The sequence below is a fragment of the Enemella dayhoffiae genome, assembly GCF_002250625.1.
Classification (GTDB): Bacteria; Actinomycetota; Actinomycetes; order Propionibacteriales; family Propionibacteriaceae; genus Enemella; species Enemella dayhoffiae.
In genome coordinates this window covers 119,746-140,341 of sequence record NZ_NMVQ01000043.1, presented here as the reverse complement: position 1 = coordinate 140,341, position 20,596 = coordinate 119,746, and the positions used below count along the sequence as shown (strand labels likewise).

Genomic DNA, 20,596 nt, shown 5'->3' with positions numbered 1-20,596 from the left:
TCCTGCGGGTTCGGGCTCGGGTTCGGGTTCGGGTTGGGGTGCGGATCGCGGCCCATTCTGGTGTACGCCCCGGTCACCGCGCCTTGGCGGCGGCCGTTCCCTCCGGCCCGGTGCCCGCCTCGTTGGTGGCCCGGGCGTCGATCCGGTGCTCCTGGCCCGGGGTCGAGGGGAGGTCGCGGCGGCCCTTGGGGTCGACCTTCTCCCACTGACCGCCGTCGATCCGGATCTCGGTCTTCGTGATCGGCGAGCCGTTGTCGTTGCCGATGGTGGAGTCCCAGGCGACCGACACGAACCCGACATTGCTCTTGGCGTCCACCGGGACTGCGCCCGGTACGCCGCGGGGGGTGGCCTGGTTGGAGGCGGGGCTCCAGCTCTGGGCGCATTTGGTGCCCGAACACGCGATCACCGAGATGCTGTAGGTCTGCCCGTTGGTCGCCGCCAGCTGCCACCCCTTGGCGGCGTCGGCGGCGCTCACCTCAAGGATCTGGCCGTTGTTCAGGCGTACCCGCCAGCGGGTGATCGAGGCCCCGTTGGTGGGGGCCTGGAACGCGTCGGCGCGGATCAGCTTGTCGCCCTCGTGCAGCCGCGGCGCGGCCGCCGTGCCGGGGGCGCCATAGGGGGTCAGCGGTTCGGTGGCCCCGCTGGCCGGCCCGTCGCCGGCCTTGTTGTGCGCGATCACGCTGAAGCTGTAGGGCATGCCGTTCTCCAGGGTGAACTGCATCCGCGTGTTCCGGCCGGCGTCGGCGATCTTGCGTCCGTTGGCGAGCACCACATAGTTGTCGATCTCGGCACCGTTGGCGGAGGCGGGCGGCTGCCAGCTGACGGTGACCTGCTGGCCGAGCACCCCGCCGGAGTCGCTGGCGGTGACCTGACGCGGCGCGCTGGGCCGACCGGCCGGTTCGACCGGGTCGGACCAGGCCGAGAAGTCCGAAGGGGTGGGTGCCTGGTTGTACGCCTGCACCCGGAAGCGGTAGGAGGCGCCGTTGGTCAGCCCGTCCCAGACCAGCTCGGTGGTGCTGCCGTTGACCTGGCGGGTCTGGCTGCCGCTCGGGCCGGTGATCTGGACGACGTAGCGGTTGACCGCCGACCCCCGGGTCTGGGCGGCGGGCCAGCTCACGGTGGCCGACCTGTCGCCGAAGTGGGTGCTCGGCCGGCCGGGCGGATCGGGGTGCACGTCCGGGCGTACGCCGGCGGAGGCGGCCGAGGCGGGCGACTGGCCCACCTCGTTGATCGCGACGACGGTGAAGGTGTGCACGACGTTGTTCATCAGCCCGGGCACGGTGCAGGTGGTGGCCCGGCAGTCGACGCTCTGGCCGCCCTCGGGGGAGCTGGCGGTGAGCCGATAGCCGGTGATCCTGGCGCCGTTGTCGGCGGGCGCGCTCCAGGTGAGCACGGCGCGCTGGTCACCGACCTCGGTGGCGCGGGGTACGCCGGGACGGCTGGGTTTGCCGCGCACGGTCAGCCGGACCCGGCCCTCGGCGTACCGGCTCGGATCCTTGGTCGCGTCCTCGACCTGATAGCGGACGACCATGGTGCCGACGAACTCCGCGCCCGGGGTGACGACCACCTTGCCGTCGGCGACCTGGGCCTGGCCCGAGCCGGACTCGACGACGGCCTGCAGCAGGTTGAGCGGGCCGCGTTCGGGGAACGGGTTGGCGTCGTTGGCCAGCACCGGCACGGTGACCGCCCTGCCCTGGTTGGCGTTGGGCACGTTGTCGTCCAGCGCCTTGGCGCGCGGGCGGGCCGAGGAGGCGACGACGATGGTCAGGTCGATCATCGTGGTGCCGCCGTGGGAGTCCTTGGCCTCGGCCTTCAACTTGGCGGAGGTACCGGGGCGGGTGGTCAGCTCGGCCCGGGCGGTGACCCGGGTGGCCTCGGTGGTCATGGTGATCCCGGTCGGCACCTCACCGGTCGGCTTGGCAATGATCACCTCCTCGCCCTCGGGGTCGGTCACCGAGCGGCGCAGGTCGATCGTGCGCGGTTCCTCGCCGGCGCCGACGGTGAGGGTGACCGGCTGGGCGCGCGGCGGCTGGTTGAGCGGTTTACCGGGGTCGTCCCTGGGTTTGTCGGGGGCCTTCGGCAGCACCGTGATCGGGACGGTGATCACCGCGCGGCGGCCCTCCGGGTCGGAGGAGTTGCGTCCGTCGGTGACCTCGAAGGTGACCGCGGTCGGCCCGGCGTACAGGCCCGGTGCGGTGAACCGCAGCTTGCGCAGGTCCAGCGGCTGGACCTCGCCGTGCGCGGCCCAGATCCGGTCCTCGGTGGTCAGCGTGACCTCCTTGGCGCCGGTACCGATCACGAACCGCGACAGCGGCAGGTCGATCGATTCGCCGGCGATCACGACGGGATCGGGTACGCCGGGGGCGCGCGCCGGCACCGAGTCGGCGCGTCCGGGGACGGTGATCACCCCGTGGGCGGTCTGCCCGTCGGAGTCGGTCACCGCATAGCGCACCTGCTGCAGCTTGGGTCCAACCTTGACCTGGACCCGGTCGCCGACGACGCGGGGGCGGATCGACTCGGGGATGGCGGCGGCGTCGGGCAGGGTGACCGTGGCCAGCTTGAGGTCGCCGTCGGGGTCGATGTCGTTGGCCAGCACGGGGACGGCGATCTCGTTCTCCCGGGCCACCGCGGCGGCCGAGACGATGTCGTCGCGGGCGATCGGCGGGGCGGGCGGGGCGTTCGGGTCAGCGGTGACCACGACGGTGCCGGTGGCGTCGGCGCCGCGGGTGTCGACGACCTGGTACTGGCCCTGACTGGTGCCGGGGGCGGCCGGGATGGTGAGCTCGATCAGGTCGCCGGCGAGCGCGGCGTCGTGCTCGCGGGGAAAGTCGAGGGCCTTCTCGGCGAACCCGAACCGGTCGCCGTCAGGGTCGGTGTCGTTGGTCAGCACCGGCACCTTGACCCGGCGGCCGGGTTTGGCGACAACCTTGTCCTCCAGGGTGGTCGGGGCGGTGTTGGCGGCACCGCGCGGGACGACGCCGACCCGCACCTCGCCGGTGGCGCGGGCACCGAGGGCGTCGGTGATGGCGTAACGGAAGGTGTCGGTGCCGGCGGCCGTCGGGTACGCCTCATATTCCAGCCAGCGCTCGCCGACGGTGACCACGCGGCCCAGCTTCGGAGCGGTGTCGATGCCGATCAGGCGTACCGCATCGCCCTGCGGGTCGATCCCCTGCAGCGGGACCAGGATCCGGCCCTTGGCCCCGGCCAGCACTCGGCCCTCGACCGGGCGCGGCTCGGGTGGGGTGTTCTCCACGTCGGCGGCGACCACCAGGAAGCGCACCTGGGCGGAGGCTTCCTGGCCCTGCTCGTCGCGGATCCGGTAGACGGCGCGGTATTCGCCGGGGACGGTGGGGGCGATGAAGCGGACGTTCTCGCCGTCGGTCCAGGCGACCGCGGGGGTGGGCTGTTCGGCGAGTTCCTTGTCCAGGGTGAGTTTGGCGCCGATCGGGGAGGTGTCGTTGGCGAGCACGGGGACGCTGACCTGGTCGCCGGCGCGGACGGTGGCCTCGTCACCGGCGGCGATCGGGCGGGTGTCGGTGACCGCGGGGGCGGGCACGACCACGAGGGTGCCGGTGACCTGGGAGTGCCCGTCGGAGACCGTGTAGGGCAGGGTGACCGGGCGGGTGGGGGTGTTCACCGCGGTGATGGTCAGGCCGCGGCGTTGCCGCAGTTGCACCTTGAGGTCGGGGTGCTCGCCGACGCTCTGCAGGACGAGCACGTCGCCGTCGGGGTCCTCGTCGTTGGCGAGCGGGTCGACCTCGACGCTGCCGCCGGCGGGCAGCAGGGCGACGTCGCGGGCGGCCACCGGGGGCCGGTTGCTCACCGAGCGACTGGACACGTCGATCCGGACCAGCCCGGTCGCCCGGGGTCCGTTGGAGATGGTGTAGCCGACGTAGTAGGTGCCAGGGTTGTCGGCGCGGAAGGTGAACTGTCCGGCCGGGAAGTCGGGGGTGACGGTGGCCCCGCGGACCTGGTCGACCGCCGACAGGGTGAGGTTGGCGCCGGTGTCGTTGAGCATCGGGCGGACGACGACCTCGTTGCCGGCCGAGGCGGCCACATAGTCGCCGTTGGCGACCGGGGCGACGTCGGCGGGCCGGCGGGCGTTGAGGACGAGTACGCCCCGGCTGGTCGCCTGGCCGTCGGAGATCTCGAGTTCGATCTCCTTGCGGCCGGGTTTCGTGCCGACGTCGGTGAAGGTGAGGGTGCCGTCGGGGGAGAAGGTGACCTCGTCGTCGCCGGGCGCCTTCGCCTTCACCAGCAGCAGGTCGTCGCCGTCGGGGTCGACCCAGTCGAGCAGGACCCGGCGGGTTTCCCGCCCGCCGAGCGGGACGTCGATCGGTTTGTCGTGGCCCGGGCGCAGGGTGGGCGGTTGGTTGGCGGCGGACTGGTCGGCGGGCAGCACGTTGAGGTTGACCCGGGCAGTCGCCTTGCCGCCGCGTCCGTCGGAGACGGTGTAGTCGAAGCTGAGCACGCGGGGGGCGTCGGCGGGCAGGGTGAGCTGCAGGGTGGTGCCGCCGCGGACCAGGGCGAGTTGTCCGGCACCCGCCTCGGGGACCCGGTCGACGGTGAGGATATCGCCGTCGGGGTCGGAGTCGTTGTCGAGCAGCGGGAGCACGGTGGCCCGTCCGGCGCGGGCCGAGAGGGTGTCGTCGCGAGCGCGGGGTGGGCGGTTCGCCTCGCTGCGTTGCGGTGGTACCTGCTGGGTCTGGTCCTGGTTGTTCTCCTTGCCGCCCTCGGTCGGTTTGGGCGGGACCACCGGGTCCCAGTCGCGGACCAGTTTGAGGTTCTTGTCCAGCAGCCACACGTTGCCGGTCTGGGTGTCGTTGAGCACGGCCACGTCGCGGTTGCGGCGGAGCACGAGGTTGCCGCCGGGGGTGTATTCGGGGACCTGGCTCAGGGTGGGCCCCGAACCGGTGCACAGTTGGGCGGCGGTGGCCGGGCCGCCGACGAAGGTGCCGTACGCGCAGCCGGCCGCGACGAGCGGGCGGACCGGCGTACCGGCTGCTTCGGCGAGGGTGAGCAGGCGCCCCTCACCGACCCCGAGCAGTCCGGTGCGGGTGGCCAGCACGGCGTCGACGGTGCGCTGGCGGGGCAGGATTCCGGGTTCGGTGACCTGGACGCGTTCCTTGTCGGCGGCGGGTGGGGCGAGCAGCGCGGTCGCCGCGTCGGGCACCTCGACGGGATCGGACCCCTCCACCCACACCTGGCGGGTGGCCTGGTTGAGCACCACGGCCCGGTCCCCGACCGCGCTCAACTGGACACCGTCGGTGATCGCCATCCGGATCGGGATCTTCACGGGCTTCTGGTCGCCGCCCGGGCGTACCACCTCGCCACGCTCTACCGACAGGCCGAGCGCCTGGCCGGCGGTGGTGACGGTGGCGGTCCCGCCGGGGCCGAGGTCGAGGTCGGAGCGGGCCTTGATCGTGTCGACGGTGAAGATGCTGGACATCGGGCGGGCCCACATCCGGCCGTTGGTGGGGTTGACGATCGCCACCGTCTCGTTGCCGAGCGCGACGGTCGCGTTGGCGGGGACGATCATCGGCGTACCCAATCGGGACTGGGCCGCGTCGATCGCCTGCAACTGGTTCGCGGCCCGGTCGCGGCTGAGCGCGTTGCGGCCGTCCTGCAACACGTCGAAGTCGCGGTTGACCATGGACACCGAACTGGCGAGCCGGTCGATCTCATGGTTCACCCGGCCGATCAGCGAACGGTTCGAATTGGTGACCAGGACCGATCCGTCGTGCAGATCCACCTCCGCCGCGGGCGAACTGGGCACCACGACGGCGGCGACGACCAGGGCCAGGCCGAGCAGGGCCGTGAGCAGCGCGGGCAGTCGCCGGACCAGCTGGCGCATTCCCATGCTCACCCCCAGTCCCGACGCCGCCACCCCTGCGATGCTATGTCGAGTCAGGGGCACCCGCGAAGCCGAAGCATTCCCCAGGCTTCCCCCTCACGAGATCAGGACTCCACGCCCGGCGGCGGTACCCAAGGGGGCAAGGGTCAGGGGGCGTGGTCGACCAGGATGGTGATGCCGTCGCCGAGGTCGAGGACGCAGCCGGGATAGACCGGGACGGGCTCGCCGGGGGCGAGGCGCTCGGGCTCGGGGTTGCCGGGACGGACCAGGGCGGTGCCGTTGGTGGAGTGCAGGTCGGTCACCAGCAGGTCCCAACCCTCGGGGCTCACCTGGACGTGGTTGCGGGAGATGTCATTGCTCGGCGACGGCACCGTGAGCAGCCGCGGCAGCCGTTCCCGGGCCACCCGGTTGGCGTGCGGGGAGCGTCCGATGAGTACGGTCCGATCCACCTCGACCGGCTGCCCGTGGCTCGGCTTGAGCAGGGCCATCACCGGTCGGTTCACCAGGTGCTGCTGCCCCTGGACCGGGTTGCCGCAGCGCCGGCAGCGCTGCGCCTCGGGCGGGTTCGGGTGACCGAGGGTGCAGTTGACCGCCAGGACGAGGGATTCGCCGTCGCTCGGCGGCTCGCCGAACGGATCCCCCTGCGGACCCTGCGCTCCCGGATGTCCTTGCTGACCGTGCGGCCCCGGGCCGGGTTGACCGGGTTGACCCGGCTGGCCAGACGGGCCCTGCTGGTCGAACGGACCGGGCTGCCCCTGACCCGAGGGCACCTGCCCGAACGGTCCCTGCTGGCCCTGACCCGAGGGCGCCTGCCCGAACGGTCCCTGCTGCCCGAACGGACCCGGCTGACCGAACGGTCCCTGTTGACCCTGACCCTGCCCATGCCCCTGCTGACCCTGCCCCGGTCCCTGCTGCCCGGACTGTCGGGGCTGACCCGGGGCGTACGCCTGCTGGCCGACGAACCCCTGCGGGTAGGGCTGTCCGCCCTGTCCACCCGATTGACCGGGCGGCGGCCCCTGCGGGGTGAATCCCGGCGGGTAGGGCTGGTTCTGCCCGGGCCCGTTCTGCCCGGGCCCGCCGAACCCCTGATGCTGGGGCGACGGCCCACCAAACCCCTGACCGAACGGCGAGGGCGCCTGCGGCGGCGCGGGCTCGGCGTGCGGTTGCGGCGGACCCGGGTACGCCCCAGCGGCCGACCCGACCGCGGCGGCACCGAGCCCGGCGCCCAACGCCGCACCACCAGCCGCACCGGCCGCCGCGAACCCCGCCCCGGCACCTGCCCCTGCGGCAGCGCCGGACCCGGTCCCAGCCGCAGCGTCACCCTGCTCACCGAACACCGGCACCTTGCTGATCGCCGGCTCGGGCTCGGCCGCCTGCTGCTGCTGACGCTGCGCCTCGCGCGGTTCCATGTCGAGGGTGCGATCGGGCGAAGGGTCCTCGGTGGCGGATCCGCCGAACAGGCTCGCCACCAGATCGGCCGGGTTCTGGGCCGCGGCGTCCCCACCCGAGCCCCGCTCGTCACCGCTCGCCCCGTCGGCGCCAGCCCCCGACCCGGCCGTCTCCGCGGACCCCACGCCCGGCGCCGGTACCGCCCGCTGCGGGCTCCGCACCTGGGCCCCGTCGGTGGCGTCGAGCTGCAGCACCGACGCGGTCACCGCGCCAACGACCAGCGGAAGTTGGAGCAGTTCCTCCTGGTCGACCTCCTCCATCGCGATTCGCACCTGGCGTACGTCACCGTGGCCGGTCTCGGACCAGGTGCGCACCCCCTCACCGTTGGCGATCGCCTCACCGCTGGCCAGGTCGACCACCTGGATCTTGCCGCGGACCAGGCTGCGCAGCTCACCCTCGGCCCAGAAGAAGACGCCGAAGCTGGGCATCTGGTCGATCCGGAAGGCGGCGAACTTCTCCACCAGGTCGTCGATCGACTCGGCGGCGAGCACCACGTCCCAGAAGCTGTTCACCATCGCCGAGGCGCGCGCCGGCGCCGGCTGCATCACCGCCAGCGAGGTGGGTCCGGCGAGCACCACCCAGCGCCCGGGGGTGTAGGTGGCCCGCCAGAGGCCGATCTGCTCGCTCATCCAAGCTCCCGTCCGGTTTCCGGCACGTCCTGGGCCGGCTGTGAGTGCACGTCCACCACGATAATCGACACATTGTCTCGGGCTCCGGCCCCGAGCGCCAGATCGAGCAGTCGGCGTACCGCACGCTCGGGGTCCTCCTCCGACCGGGCGATCTCCGCCACCGCGGACAACTCGCTCTCGCGCAGCAGCCCGTCGGAGCAGAGCAGCAACCGGTCCCCGTTCACCATCGGCACCAGCCAGAAGTCGGGACGGAACCGTTCCCCGGCCCCCACCGCACGGGTGATCACGTTGCGGTCGGGATGCTGCTCGGCCTGCGCCTCGGTGATCACCCCGGCCTCGACCAGCTCCTGGACGTGGGAGTGGTCCACGCTCACCTGGGTCAGGTGCCGCCGGTTGCCGCTGATCCGGTACACCCGGGAGTCGCCGATGTTGAAGATGATCCAGTACGCCACCTCACCCATCCGCATGCCGACGGCCCCGCAGGCGGTGGTGGCGGAGTCGTGATGGTCGCGGCGCTGCGCCTCCATCACCTCGGCGTGCGCCCGCTGCAGGGTGTCGGCGACCAGGTCGGGGGCCAGGTCCTGCCGCTCGAGCAGCTCCGCGAAGGCCCGGGTGACCATCTGGGAGGCGATGTCCCCGCGGTTGGAACCGGAGATCCCGTCGGCCACCACGAACACCGGGCTGTCGGCCAGAATGCTGTCCTCGTTGACCTGCTTGACGGTCCCCCGGTGGGTGACCGCCGCGAAGTCGAGGATGTCCACCGCCGCAGGATAGCCAAGAGGGGGCCCTGTAGTGTCCGGGCCATGAGCAGACTGTCCGCGGCCGGGACCGCCGGCCTGATTCTTCGCGGCGCCATCGGCGGCATCATGATCGCCCACGGTCGCAACCACGCCAAGACCCTTGACGGGACCGCCGGCTGGTTCAAGTCGATCGGCTTCCGCGAGGAACGCCTGCACGCCAGGCTGAGCGCGCTCAGCGAGATCGGCGCCGGCGCCGCCCTGATCGCCGGAGCGGGTACGCCGCTGGCGGCGGCCGGGGTGATCGGCACGATGGCCGTCGCGATCCGCACCGTGCACGTGAAGAACGGCTTCTTCATCACCAAGGAGGGCTGGGAATACACCGGCTCGCTGATCGCCGCCGCCGCCGCGCTGGCCGCGACCGGCCCCGGTCCGGTCAGTGTCGACCGCGCCCTCGGCCTGGACAAGGTCGGCTCCCCGATCGGCCGGGCCCTGCTCGCGACCGTGCTGGGTGGAGCCGCGGCGGCCGGGCTGCTGTCGGTCTACTGGAGCGAGCCGACCCCGCAGGTCGAGGACGACCAGGCCTGAGGATCCGCCTGCGGCGTACGCCTGGGGTCAGCGCAACGGGTCGAGCGCCCGCAGCTGCCGCGGAACCTGACCGGTGACCAGTTGCTCGGCGAGCAGCCGTGCGGTGAGCGGACCGAGGGTGAGCCCCCACATGCCGTGACCGCCGTGCACGAACACCCGGGGCGACCGGGTGGCACCGACCAGGGCGAGACCGTCGGCGGTGCACGGCCGCGACCCCACCCACTCGTCCTGCCGGGCCGCCCAGTCGACGCCCGGGAACAGCGGCCGGCAGGCGCGGACGATGGAGCGGATGCGTGCCTGGTCCAGGGGTGCGTCGACGGCGTTGAACTCCATCACCGAGGTGACCCGGAAGCGGTCGCCGAGCGGGTTGCAGGCGACGTGCGGTTCGGGCAGATAGATCGGTGCGGTCGGCATCGGGTCCGGCCACACGCTGAAGCTGTACCCGCGGCCGGCCTGCACAAAGGAGCGCACCCCGAACCCGGTGGCCAGCTCGTTCAGCCAGGCCCCGTTGGCGAGCACCACGGCGTCCGCGCTCAGTTCGCGATCGGAGCCGCTGAGGCGTACGCCTGAACCGGTGTCGTGCACCGCGTCGACCCGGACGCCCTCGAGGATCTCGGCGCCGCCGGCGCGCACGGCGTCGGCGAGCCCGGCCATCAGCTGGGGTGGATTGACGTACGCCTGACCGTGCAGCTCGATACCCGCGCGGATCGGGTCACCCAGGATCGGCAGCCGCTCCTGCATTTCCCGCTGGTCCAGCGCGACCGGGTCGACCGAGGGCCCGGCCGCCGCGAACAGCGGCAGTGCGCGGTCCCGCGCGGCGACCGACAGATAGCCGACCAGGAACGGGTCCCGGCGCAGCGCCACGCCGCTCACCGCCGCCAGCTCGTCGTGCGCGCCCAGCGCCTGACTGCGCAGGTCCTGCAGCACAGACAGGGTGTGCCGGAAGCCGCGGGGGGTGGAGGCGGCGAGCATCCGCAGCAGGAACAGCCAGCGCCGCGGATCGGTTCCCGGGCGCACCTGGAGTGGGCCGCGGGGGTTGCGGGCGACGGTACGCGCTGCGTCCAGCAGCACGAGCGGACCGTTCAGCGGGTCCGTGAGCTCGGGGGTGAGATAACCCGCATTGCCCCAGGAAGCGCCGGCCGCGACCCCGGTGCGGTCCACCACCGTGACCCGAATTCCGCGCTGCTGGCAGTACCAGGCCGTGGCCAGGCCGGTGATGCCGGCCCCCACGACGACGATCTGCTCCATTCCGCCTCTCCTGACCGTTGGTCTGCTCCGGCCCATGCTGTCACTCGGGGGTCCGGCGAAAGCACGCGGGTAGCCTTGGGCCCCGTGCCTGACGCCGCCCGCAAGTCCCCCCGCCGCCGCCTGGGCTGTCTCATCGCCCTGGCCGTGGTGCTGGTGCTGTTGATCAGCGGCACCGTGCTGGGGCTGAACTGGCGCACCGACCGGGAGCGCAGCCTGCGGATCGGGGACACGGGACTGCGGGTGACCGCGCTGCAGTACCTGCTCACCGACTCCGGCAACGAGGTCAGCGCAACCGGCACGTTCGCCACCCAGACCGCGGCCGCCGTCCGGGCGTACCAGCAGGAGAACGGGATCAGGACCGACGGAGTCGCCCACCAGGACACGCTGAATTCCCTGGGCACCGCGACCGTCGCGCCCGGGGCGCCCTATGAGCGGCGGTTTCGGGTGAAGGCCGCGCAGACCCTGCTCGGCCTGCACCAGAACCCCGTATCGGTCACCGGGAGTTTCGACCAGGCGACCACCGACGCGACCCGCGCCCTGCAGACCCAGCGGCGGCTCCCGGTCACCGGGGTGGTCGACGAGGCCACCTGGGGCACCCTGCTGACCGGGCCCCGCAGCGGCCCGGCGGTCACCGAGGCGGATCAGTTCTTCGAGGCGATGGCCCCGCACGCGCGCGCCGCCAAGGCCGAGTTCGGCGTACCCGTTGCGGTGGGTCTCGCCCAGTCGGCGCAGGAGACCGGTTATGGCCACTCGGCGCCGGGCAACAACTTCTACGGCATCAAGTGCTATCGGCAGGTACGTTCGCCGGTCGCCTTCGACTGCGCCGACCGGAAGACCACCGAGTTCGTCAACGGACAGAAGGTGGATGCCACCGAGAGCTTCCGCAGCTATCGCTCGATGGCCGATTCGGTACGCGACCACGGCGCCTTCCTGCGCGCGAACAGCCGGTACGCCCCGGCGTTCACCAGGACCGAGGACCCCGACGGTTTCGCCCGCGCCCTGCAGGCCGCCGGCTATGCCACCGACCCGACGTACGCCGATTCCTTGATCAGAATCATGAGGGCGAAGAACCTGTATCAGTACGGCTGATCATGGACCCAGGCGCTGACCAAGCCCCTGAAGTGATCAAGGAATCGGTCCCACTCGTGTTCGGGATAGGTGCTGCGCACGGTGTCCACCAGGATGCGGTCGAAGCCGGGGCTGGCGAACCAGTCGTGCACCGCCTCCGGCAGGTGGGCCAGGTTGTCCTCGCACCAGTTCCAGTAGCGCGCTGCGTCCAGCTGCCGATCGGCGAGCTCGAGATAGGCGTCGATCTCGGCGCGATAATCCAGGGCCGGGTCGTCGGCGATCGCGACAACGACCCGTCGGACAGCCGCAGCGGCAGCCAGGACCGGTCGCCGAAGCTGCCGCCGGCCCGGCGCGGGTTGCCCGGGTCGGGCACGGTCTCGGTGATCCCCTCGGCGGTGGTCAGCCGCACGCCGTATTCGAGCCGGTCCAGCGGGGGCAGCGGGAAGCTGAGCTCCCAGCCCCCGGGCACCGTCGTGTACGACCGCGGCAGCGGCACGGCGAGATGGGTGTCCAGGGCCACCGCGGCCCACACCCGGTCGGGGTCGGCCAGCGTCAGCCGCACCCTGCCCCCGCGTGCACCCGGCGGCGCCAGTGGCTCGGGGTTCGCGGGCTGGGGCACCGGGTGAGCGTAGCCCACCGTCCGGATAGTTTGTGCCCATGACTGAGTACGCCGTGAAGACGCCTCCGCAGCACGGCAGCTGGGCCGACTATCTGGACGTCTGGCGCACCGCCGATCAGATCGACACGTTCACCCACGCCTGGGTGTTCGACCACTTCTATCCGCTGGTCGGTGACCGCGTCGGCACCTGCCTGGAGTCCTGGACGATGCTGTCCGCACTGGCCCAGGCCACCTCGCGGATCCGGATCGGGTCGATGGTCAACGGGATGCACTACCGGCATCCCGCGGTCACCGCTGCGGCGGCCGGCACCCTCGACATCATCTCGGGCGGCCGGTTCGCGCTGGGGCTGGGTGCGGGCTGGTTCGAGCCGGAGTCCGAGGCGTACGGGATCGAACTGGGCACCATCTCCGAGCGGATGGACCGGTTCGACGAGGGGGTCGAGGTGATCGTCAGCCTGCTCAGCAACGACACCACGACCTTTGCCGGGAAGTACTATCGGCTGACCGATGCGCGCTGCGAACCCAAGGGGGTGCAGCGACCGCACCCGCCGATCGTGATCGGCGGCACCGGGCGCAAGCGCACCATGCGCACCGCCGCCCGGTACGCCCAACAGTGGGACGCCCTGTTCCTCGACTCACCCGAGGCGTTCACCGAGGTCAACGAGGTGATGAACTCCCACTGCGCCGACATCGGACGCGACCCGGTCGAGATCACCCGGTCGGTTCACCTGGCCTGGGCCGACGGCGCCGACCCGGGTCAGCTCGCCGAGGAGGCCGCCGGGTACGCCGCAGCGGGCGCCGATCAGATCGTGTTCTCCATGCGCGGGCCCTATCGCGCCGCGTCTCTCGAACCGCTGGCGAACGCCCTCATCGCGAACCGGGGCTGATCAGGCGGCCCCGCCGGGTGCGGGACCGCCTGATCCGGTTGGCCTCAGCCCTGCTGCCCGTCGAGCACCGCCCGCGCCGCGGCGAAGCGGGCGATCGGCACCCGATAGGGCGAGCAGGACACATATTCCAGCCCGAGCTCCTCGAACAGCGCGATCGAGTCCGGGTCACCGCCGTGCTCACCGCAGACACCGGTCTTGAGCTTCGGCTTGGCGCCCTTGCCCTTCTCCACGCCGATCTTGATCAACCCGCCCACACCGTCGCGGTCCACCGACTCGAACGGGTTGCGCGGCATCACCTCGTCGGCGACGTATTGCCCCAGGAAGCCGGATTCCGCGTCGTCACGGGAAATGCCGATCCCGGTCTGGGTGAGGTCGTTGGTGCCGAAGGAGAAGAAGTCCGCGTGCTCGGCGATCTGGTCCGCGGTGATCGCCGCCCGCGGCAGCTCGATCATCGTGCCCACGGTGAACTCCAGCTCGGCCCCGGCCCGCTCCAACTCGTCGGCGACGGTGTCCTCCACGACGGCGCGCTGGCGCTTCAGCTCCTCGGCGTACGCCACCAGCGGGATCATGATCTCCACCCCAGCGGTCTCCCCCTTGCGCTCACGCACCGCCAGGGCGGCGCGGACGATCGCGCGGGTCTGCATCTCGGGGATCTCCGGATAGAGCATGCCGAGGCGGCAACCGCGCGTGCCGAGCATCGGGTTCTGCTCGTGCAGGCCCTTCACCTGGGCGAGCAGGGCCCGTTCCTTCTCCAGCTCGGCCGCGTCGCCGTTGGTCAACTCCAGCTTCTGCACCTTGAGCGACTGCTCGACCAGGTCGGGCAGGAACTCGTGCAGCGGCGGGTCGAGCAGGCGTACCGTGACCGGCAGCCCGGCCATCGCCTCGAAGATGCCCTCGAAGTCGGATTGCTGCATGGGCAGGATTTCCGCGAGCGCAGCGGTTCGCTCCGCGTCGTCGTTGGCGAGGATCATCCGGCGCACGGCCGGCAACCGGTCGCTGGCCATGAACATGTGCTCGGTCCGGCACAGGCCGATCCCCTGGGCGCCCAGCTCGCGCGCCTTGGCGGCGTCCTCCGCGTTGTCCGCGTTCGCGCGTACGCCGAGGCGACGCACCTCGTCGGCCCACTGCACGATGTGCTGGAAATCCTCGTTGATCTGCGGCGGCACCAGCGGCAACTCTCCGGCGTACACGTCTCCGGTCGAACCGTCGAGGGTGATCATGTCGCCCTCGGTGAACACCTGCCCGGCGATCGTCACCTGCTTGGCCTTCGGGTCGATCTTGATCTCGTGGGCGCCCGCCACGCAGGGGCGGCCCATGCCACGCGCGACGACGGCCGCGTGGGAGGTCATGCCGCCGTGGGCGGTCAGCACACCCTGGGCCACCAGCACGCCGTGGATGTCGTCGGGGGTGGTCTCGAAGCGGACCAGCACCACCGGTTCGCCGGCGTGGCCCTTTTCGTGAGCGGTGTCCGCGTCGAACACCACGGTGCCCATCGCCGCCCCCGGAGAGGCCGGAAGTCCCTTGGTGATAGGGGTTTGGCCGTGACTCGGGTCGATCGCCGGGTGCAGCAGGTGGTCCAGCTGGGCCGGCTCGATCCGGTTGAGCGCCTCCTCCTTGGTCAGGATCCCCTCGGCCACCATGTCGTTGGCGATCTTCAGGGCGGCGGCGGCGGTGCGCTTCCCGTTGCGGGTCTGCAGCAGATAGAGTTGACCACCTTCGATGGTGAACTCCATGTCCTGCATGTCCTTGTAGTGTTGCTCCATCCGGTTCATGGTGTCGATCAGCTGGTCGTACGCCTCCGGCAGGACTTCCTTCATCTCCTCGAGATTGCGCGGAGTGCGGATGCCGGCGACGACGTCCTCACCCTGGGCGTTCACCAGGAACTCACCATAGAGCTCCTTGGCGCCGGTGGACGGGTTGCGGGTGAAGCAGACGCCGGTCGCCGAGTCGTCACCGCGGTTGCCGAACACCATCTGCATCACGTTCACGGCGGTGCCGAGGTCGGCGGAAATGTTGTTGGCCTTGCGATAGACGTCGGCGCGCGGGTTGAGCCAGGACTTGAAGACGGCGTTGATCGCCTTCTTCAACTGCTCGGTCGGGTCGTTGGTCCAGGCGCCGCCAAGGGCGTCATCGGACAGCTTCTTGAACGTGGCAACGAGTTCCCTGAGGTCCTCGGCGGTCAGGTCGGTGTCGTGCTCGACCCCACGGTCGCTCTTCAGTTTGGTGAGCGCGTCCTCATAGACGTGCGGTTCGATCCCCTCGACCACCTCGCCGTACATCTGGATGAAGCGGCGATAGGAGTCCCACGCGAAGCGCTCGTTGCCGCCTGCCTTCGCCAACGCCGGAACGGTTTCCTCCGAGACGCCCAGGTTGAGGATGGTGTCCATCATCCCCGGCATCGACTGGACCGCGCCGGAGCGCACCGACAGCAGCAGCGGCTTCTCGGCGTCCCCCAGCTTCAGTCCCGTCCGCTCCTCCAGCCGGTGCAGGCCGTCGAGCACCTCCTGCCACAGCGATTCCGGCCACTCCCCCTTGCGTCGCATGGTCTCCACGCAGGCGGTGGTGGTGACGGTGAACGCGTCCGGAACGGGTACGCCCAGCCGCTTCATCTCGGCCACGCCCGCGCCCTTGCCGCCGAGCAGGTTGCGCATGGTGGCATCGCCGTCGGAGAGGTCATAGACGTAATCGGTGTGGGTCATCTGGGAATCTCCTTCGATTCGATCGCCAGCGGCCGGCACGACTGGCCGGATGGTGCTGTCTGCAATACTGGGGTGACAAGGGCTGTTGGGCGGAAACGGGTGCCGTCAGACGAAACATCTCTCACGGTGCCATCACCATCTCTCCCGGCGGGCGACGCAGGGCGCGGCCGTTGGCGCGGGCCCGGTTGTCGACCAGATCGATGATGCGGGAGGCGGCCTCCTCGAGGGCGATCTTGGTGGTGTCGAGCACCGGGCAGCCGAGCCGGCGCTGGATCGCGCTGATCTCGTCGAGCTCGTCATAGATCTTGGCCAGGTCGGCGTACCCGTCCTTGTGTCGGCCGCGGCTGCCCATCGTGGTGACCCGGCGGGCGCGGATCGCGGCCATCCGCTCGGGGTCCAGGGTGAGCCCGACGATGCGCCAGCGGTCGAGTTGGAACAGCTCGGCGGGAGGTTCGATACCGGCCACCAGCGGGACGTTGGCCGTCTTGTAGCCGAGGTAGCCCAGGTACATCGACAGTGGCGTCTTGCCGCAACGGGAGGCGGCGACGAGCACGATGTCGGCGTCCTTCAACCCGGCCAACTGCTGGCCGTCGTCGTGGCGTACCGCGAACTCCATCGCGGCGATCCGGCTGAAATAGTCCGCCTCGACACCGACCGGACGCATCGGCACCCGCTCGGCCGGCGCGCCGGTGGCGATCTCGAGCTGCTGCAGGGTCGGGCCGAGCAGGTCGCAGTGCACGATGCCCAGCTCGGCGCACGCGTCGTCGACCAGGTCGCGCAGCACCTGGTTGACCAGGGTCGACAGCACCGCCACCGGTCGATCATGGTGCTGGCGGATGTCGTCGAAGATCAGGAACAGACCCTTGGGGGTGGTGATCCGGGGGTGCCGCACGATCCGGAACGGGTGGTTCGGGAACTGTGCCTGCGCCGCACGGGCCAGCCGCGCCGCCGTCTCGCCGGTCGAGTCGGCGATGACGTGGATTTCCAACGGCTGCCCGGACACGGCACACAACCTACTCCCGGTCAGACCCGCCGCTCATCCCGGGGCTGAGCGCAACGGTGGCTGAGCCTGGCGAAGCCACCCAGCACTCCACCTCGCGGACCGAGTTTCACCTCGCGTGACGAGTTCCACCTCGCGGATCACCGGTGAGCCGCGAAGTGACATTGAGCGCGCGAAGTGACATTGAGCGCGCGAAGTGACGTTCGGTACGCGAAGTGGGCGGCCCTCATCCTCGGCGCAGGCCACTAGGCTGCGGGGGTGGATCCGGTGGAGGCCCTGGTCTGGGACGAGGCGCTCAGCCTCACCCAGACCACCGGCGATCCCGGCCCGGTCCTGGTCCTGGACTCCCCCGCGCTGACCGCCGCCGCCCGGCAGCGGTGGAGCGACGTCCGGGCGTACGACGACCTCCCGGCCGACCACACCGAGGCGCCCCTTGACGCCGCCGACGTCACCCTCGTCCTGGGCCGGTTGCCGAAGTCGCTCGGCGCGCTCGAGGAATACGCCCAGCGCATCGCGGCCACCGCCGACCCCTCAGCCCACCTCGTCCTCGGCGGACGGACCCGGCACATGACCCGGTCGATGAACGACACCCTGGCCAGCCGCTTCGGCGAGGTCCGCGCCTCGCTCGGCAGACAGAAGTCCCGCGCCCTGATCGCCAACCACCCCACACCCGGCCCGGTCGACTGGCCGCGGCACCGCCATCACGCGGACCTCGACCTCACCCTGCATGCCCACGGCGCCACGTTCGGCGGAACCAGGGTGGACCCCGGCACCCGGCTGCTGATCAGCGCCCTCGACCGGCTCACACCCCCGGGTCCGCAAGCCATCGACCTGGGCTGCGGCAACGGCACGCTCACCGCCGTCCTCGCCCGCCGCGGCCTCAGCGTCACCGCCGTCGACAACTCACGCGCGGCGACCGCCGCGACCCGGGCCACCCTCGCGGCCAACGGGCTCAGCGCGACGATCCAGCTCGCCGACAGCCTGACCGGCCGCCCGCCCGACTCCGCCGACCTGATCGTCACCAACCCGCCGTTCCACGTCGGCACCGCCAAGGACACCTCACCCACCCTCGCGATGTTTCGCGACGCCGGGCGCGTGCTTCGTCCCGGTGGCGAGCTGTGGGCCGTCTGGAACGCCCACCTGCCCTACCTCCCGGCCCTGTGGCGCGCGGTGGGGCGGACCGCGATCCTGACGCGCGATCCGCGATTCATCGTGACCCGCTCACGCGTTTCCTGACACCCCGTCACAATTCTGACAACTGGTCAAACTCTTGGGGGTTTTCTTAATATTCTCTTGATCAAACGTCCCGAATCACCATTACATTCGAGCAAATGAGTACCTCGGTGTCCCGCTCGTCGGCCGTCACGGCCGTTCGTCGGGGACGCCGCAGCGAGGGGTGGATCCCTCGCCAGCACGGAGCGTGGGCCATGTTGCTGGTGCCCAGCCTGCTCGCCGTCGTCGCAACGGTCCGCCGCGACGGCCTGTCTCTGCACCTGCTTCCCCTGCTCGCCTGCTGGATCCTGGGCTACTTCGCGTTCAACTCGATCTCCGGCTGGCTCAAGGTCCGCAGCACCCGTCGCCGCTCACGCTATGTGACCCCGATCGCCGCCTGGTGCATCCTCACCGCCGCCTCCGGACTGGTCGCCCTCAGCCAGATCGGCTGGGAACTGCTCGTCTGGGCGGGGGTCTACACGCCGCTGATCACGGGCACGTTGTGGCTGGTCGCCCACCACCAGGAGCGGAGCACGATCTCCGGGCTGCTCACGGTGGCGGCGGCCTGCCTGATGCCGATCACCATCCTGCACCCGAACCCGACCGAGCTGCCGATCAGCGCGAGCACGATCACGCTCAGCCTGCTCGCGTTCGGTTATTTCTTCGGCACGGTCCTCTATGTGAAGACCCTTATCCGCCACCGCAGCGAGGCGAGCTGGTTGATGCTGTCGATCGGTTGGCACGCGGTCGCCTCGGCCGTCGCCGTGGTGACCGCCGCGGCCAGCGGGCTCGGCTGGGCCTGGGCCGTGTTCTTCGACCTGGTGCTGCTGCGGGCGGTGCTCGTTCCCCTGCTCGGGCCGATGTCCGGGCGTACCGTCACCCCCAAGCAGGCCGGTATCGGCGAGATCGTGCTCAGCCTCGCCTTCGCAGCACTCGCCCTATACACCCTGGGCTGAGGCCGGACACCCTGGGCTGAGGCCGGACACCCCCGGCTGAGGCAGGATGGGGACATGTTCGAACGCCACGAGGCCACCGACCGCGCCTTCGGACGCTGCACCGGAGACGTCCCCAACGGTACGCCGCACCCCGGCCGTTTCCAGGCGGTCGACCACGGCGCGCAGATCCTGAGCTGGGCCCCGACGGCCGACACCACCGACGTGTTCTTCGTCTCCGAGCGCGCCCACCATCACCCGCTGAAGGCGATCCGCGGCGGCGTACCGGTCTGCTTCCCGTGGTTCGGCCCCGGCCGCAGCGGCCGGAAACGCCCCTCCCACGGGTTTGCCCGGATCGCCAACTGGCAGCTCGAACGGGCCCGCGAGGTCGCGGCCGTGACCACCCTGGACTGGCGCTTCGACGAGACGATGATCCCCGAGGTCGACCACGTCGACCGGCATCGGAACCGGTTCCAGGCCCACTTCCAGCAGGTGTTCGGCCCGGAGCTGGAGCTGCGTTTCTCGGTCCGCAACACCGACCCGCGCGGTCCGATGGTGTTCGAGTTGGCGCTGCACGCCTATTTCCGGGTCGGCGACGTGCGGCAGCTCAGCGTCGACGGGCTGTCCGGGGTCGACTATCTCGACAAGGTCGGCGGCGATCAGCACACCCAGATCGGCCCGGTACGCCTGACCGGCGAGGTCGACCGGGTGTACGCCGGCGGGAACCGGTTGTCCATCGACGACCCGGTGCTGGGTCGGCGTACCACCGTGCACACCCACAACTCCGCCAACACGGTCGTCTGGAACCCGGGCGCGGAGAAGTCCGCCTCTCTGGACGACCTCGCACCGGGCGAGTGGCAGCGGTTCGTCTGCGTCGAGCCCGGCAACGTGCAGGCCTCCGCGGTGCACCTGCACCCCGGCGAGAGCCACGAGATGTCGGTCAGGATCGCCGTGGAGGAGTTGCCCTGACCCGTTCGGCCGCCTGGCGCTGGGCAGCGTACGCCGCAGTCGTCGCCGCGAACCTGATCGGTCTCGCGGTGGGCTCCCGACCGGTCAGCGCGACCGCCCAGGTGCTGCTCATGCCGGTGCTGGCGCTGACCGCCTGGCGGCTGCCGCGGGGGCGTACCCGCTCCTGGGCGCTGGCCGCCCTGACCGCCTCCTGGCTGGGCGACACGCTGCCCCGGTTCGTCCCAGAGGCGCAGAAGATTCCGGTCCTGATCGGCTGCTTCACGGTGGCGCAGCTGTGCTGGATCGTCGCCCTCTGGCCGACCACACGCCGGCAGCACCGCCGCGCCAACCTCGCCCTCGCCCTCGGCGTCCTCCCCTCGGCGTGGCTGGTCTCCCTGTGCCTGCCGACGGCCGGCGCCCTGGCTCCGGCGGTGGTGGTGTACGCCCTGCTGCTGCTGACGACGGTCTCCCGGGCGGCCTCCTGGGGGGTGCTGGGAGTGGGCGGCGGGGTGCTGTTCTGGATCTCCGACAGCCTGATCGCGGTCACCACCTTCGTTCCCCGGTGGCGGTTCGGCTGGTCCGACCTGGCGATCATGCCCACCTACGCGATCGCCCAGGCGTTGCTCGTGGCCGCCGTCGCGACCCGCCCACGCCCGTCCTCCACCGGTTCGCCTGGCGACAGTGGCAACATTGGGTGACCCAGACTTCCCCGTCACCGGAGGCCCC

Annotated in this window: 14 protein-coding genes; 8 read left to right on the top strand and 6 right to left on the bottom strand. The window is 71.1% G+C overall.

Annotated elements, in window-relative coordinates; all coding sequences use genetic code 11:
* Positions 1–73: 73 nt before the first annotated feature.
* The 3 genes from CGZ93_RS14660 to CGZ93_RS14650 all read right to left on the bottom strand — a co-directional run bounded on the left by CGZ93_RS14660 (position 74) and on the right by CGZ93_RS14650 (position 8,693).
* Positions 74–5,887, bottom strand: a complete 5,814-nt coding sequence (locus CGZ93_RS14660; protein ID WP_141211234.1) for an Ig-like domain-containing protein — start codon at positions 5,885–5,887, stop codon at positions 74–76.
* A 113-nt stretch (positions 5,888–6,000) separates the two neighbouring features.
* Positions 6,001–7,932, bottom strand: coding sequence for an FHA domain-containing protein (locus tag CGZ93_RS19050; RefSeq protein WP_094364887.1), 1,932 nt, complete (start codon positions 7,930–7,932; stop codon positions 6,001–6,003).
* Positions 7,929–8,693, bottom strand: coding sequence for a PP2C family protein-serine/threonine phosphatase (locus CGZ93_RS14650; protein ID WP_171197176.1), 765 nt, complete (start codon positions 8,691–8,693; stop codon positions 7,929–7,931). The genes CGZ93_RS19050 and CGZ93_RS14650 overlap by 4 nt, the downstream gene beginning before the upstream one ends.
* Positions 8,694–8,735: 42 nt before the next feature.
* Here CGZ93_RS14650 and CGZ93_RS14645 point away from each other — a divergent pair, with 42 nt between their 5' ends.
* Positions 8,736–9,257: a DoxX family protein gene (locus CGZ93_RS14645; RefSeq protein ID WP_094364885.1), complete on the top strand. Its 522-nt coding sequence runs from the start codon at positions 8,736–8,738 to the stop codon at positions 9,255–9,257.
* Positions 9,258–9,284: 27 nt separating this feature from the next.
* On the opposite strand, the gene CGZ93_RS14640 is transcribed toward CGZ93_RS14645, so the two are convergent.
* Positions 9,285–10,505 (bottom strand): NAD(P)/FAD-dependent oxidoreductase, encoded by a 1,221-nt coding sequence (locus tag CGZ93_RS14640; protein ID WP_094364884.1) that lies wholly within the window; start codon positions 10,503–10,505, stop codon positions 9,285–9,287.
* Positions 10,506–10,589: 84 nt separating this feature from the next.
* Here CGZ93_RS14640 and CGZ93_RS18525 point away from each other — a divergent pair, with 84 nt between their 5' ends.
* The 3 genes from CGZ93_RS18525 to CGZ93_RS14620 all read left to right on the top strand — a co-directional run bounded on the left by CGZ93_RS18525 (position 10,590) and on the right by CGZ93_RS14620 (position 13,079).
* Complete coding sequence (locus tag CGZ93_RS18525; RefSeq protein ID WP_171197174.1) at positions 10,590–11,594, top strand: glucosaminidase domain-containing protein; 1,005 nt, start codon at positions 10,590–10,592, stop codon at positions 11,592–11,594.
* A 143-nt stretch (positions 11,595–11,737) separates the two neighbouring features.
* On the top strand, positions 11,738–12,199 hold the full coding sequence (locus CGZ93_RS14625) for a hypothetical protein (RefSeq protein WP_141211231.1): 462 nt from the start codon (positions 11,738–11,740) through the stop codon (positions 12,197–12,199).
* Between the two features lie 31 nt (positions 12,200–12,230).
* Complete coding sequence (locus CGZ93_RS14620; RefSeq protein ID WP_094364882.1) at positions 12,231–13,079, top strand: TIGR03560 family F420-dependent LLM class oxidoreductase; 849 nt, start codon at positions 12,231–12,233, stop codon at positions 13,077–13,079.
* 44 nt (positions 13,080–13,123) lie between these two features.
* Here the strand turns inward: CGZ93_RS14620 and ppdK are convergent, their stop codons facing one another.
* Both ppdK and CGZ93_RS14610 read right to left on the bottom strand, forming a co-directional pair.
* Positions 13,124–15,778, bottom strand: a complete 2,655-nt coding sequence (gene ppdK / locus CGZ93_RS14615; protein ID WP_094364881.1) for a pyruvate, phosphate dikinase — start codon at positions 15,776–15,778, stop codon at positions 13,124–13,126.
* A 121-nt stretch (positions 15,779–15,899) separates the two neighbouring features.
* Positions 15,900–16,781, bottom strand: coding sequence for a pyruvate, water dikinase regulatory protein (locus tag CGZ93_RS14610; RefSeq protein WP_094364880.1), 882 nt, complete (start codon positions 16,779–16,781; stop codon positions 15,900–15,902).
* 255 nt (positions 16,782–17,036) lie between these two features.
* Between CGZ93_RS14610 and CGZ93_RS14605 the strand changes: the two genes are divergently transcribed.
* The 4 genes from CGZ93_RS14605 (at position 17,037) to CGZ93_RS14590 (ending at position 20,568) form a co-directional block, all read left to right on the top strand.
* Positions 17,037–18,014 (top strand): class I SAM-dependent methyltransferase, encoded by a 978-nt coding sequence (locus CGZ93_RS14605; RefSeq protein ID WP_094364879.1) that lies wholly within the window; start codon positions 17,037–17,039, stop codon positions 18,012–18,014.
* Between the two features lie 95 nt (positions 18,015–18,109).
* Entirely contained in the window at positions 18,110–18,946 is an 837-nt protein-coding gene (locus CGZ93_RS14600) for a YwiC-like family protein (protein ID WP_094364878.1), read from the top strand.
* A gap of 54 nt (positions 18,947–19,000) precedes the next feature.
* Positions 19,001–19,891 (top strand): D-hexose-6-phosphate mutarotase, encoded by an 891-nt coding sequence (locus tag CGZ93_RS14595; RefSeq protein WP_094364877.1) that lies wholly within the window; start codon positions 19,001–19,003, stop codon positions 19,889–19,891.
* Positions 19,892–19,959: 68 nt separating this feature from the next.
* On the top strand, positions 19,960–20,568 hold the full coding sequence (locus CGZ93_RS14590) for a lysoplasmalogenase (RefSeq protein ID WP_094364876.1): 609 nt from the start codon (positions 19,960–19,962) through the stop codon (positions 20,566–20,568).
* Positions 20,569–20,596 lie beyond the last annotated feature (28 nt).

Coding starts and splice junctions, on each gene's coding strand:
- CGZ93_RS19050 (WP_094364887.1), bottom strand. CDS start 7,932: ATGAGCGAGCAGATCGGCCTCTGGCGGGCCACCTACACCCCCGGGCGC.
- CGZ93_RS14645 (WP_094364885.1), top strand. CDS start 8,736: ATGAGCAGACTGTCCGCGGCCGGGACCGCCGGCCTGATTCTTCGCGGC.
- CGZ93_RS14640 (WP_094364884.1), bottom strand. CDS start 10,505: ATGGAGCAGATCGTCGTCGTGGGGGCCGGCATCACCGGCCTGGCCACG.
- CGZ93_RS14620 (WP_094364882.1), top strand. CDS start 12,231: ATGACTGAGTACGCCGTGAAGACGCCTCCGCAGCACGGCAGCTGGGCC.
- ppdK (WP_094364881.1), bottom strand. CDS start 15,778: ATGACCCACACCGATTACGTCTATGACCTCTCCGACGGCGATGCCACC.
- CGZ93_RS14600 (WP_094364878.1), top strand. CDS start 18,110: ATGAGTACCTCGGTGTCCCGCTCGTCGGCCGTCACGGCCGTTCGTCGG.
- CGZ93_RS14595 (WP_094364877.1), top strand. CDS start 19,001: ATGTTCGAACGCCACGAGGCCACCGACCGCGCCTTCGGACGCTGCACC.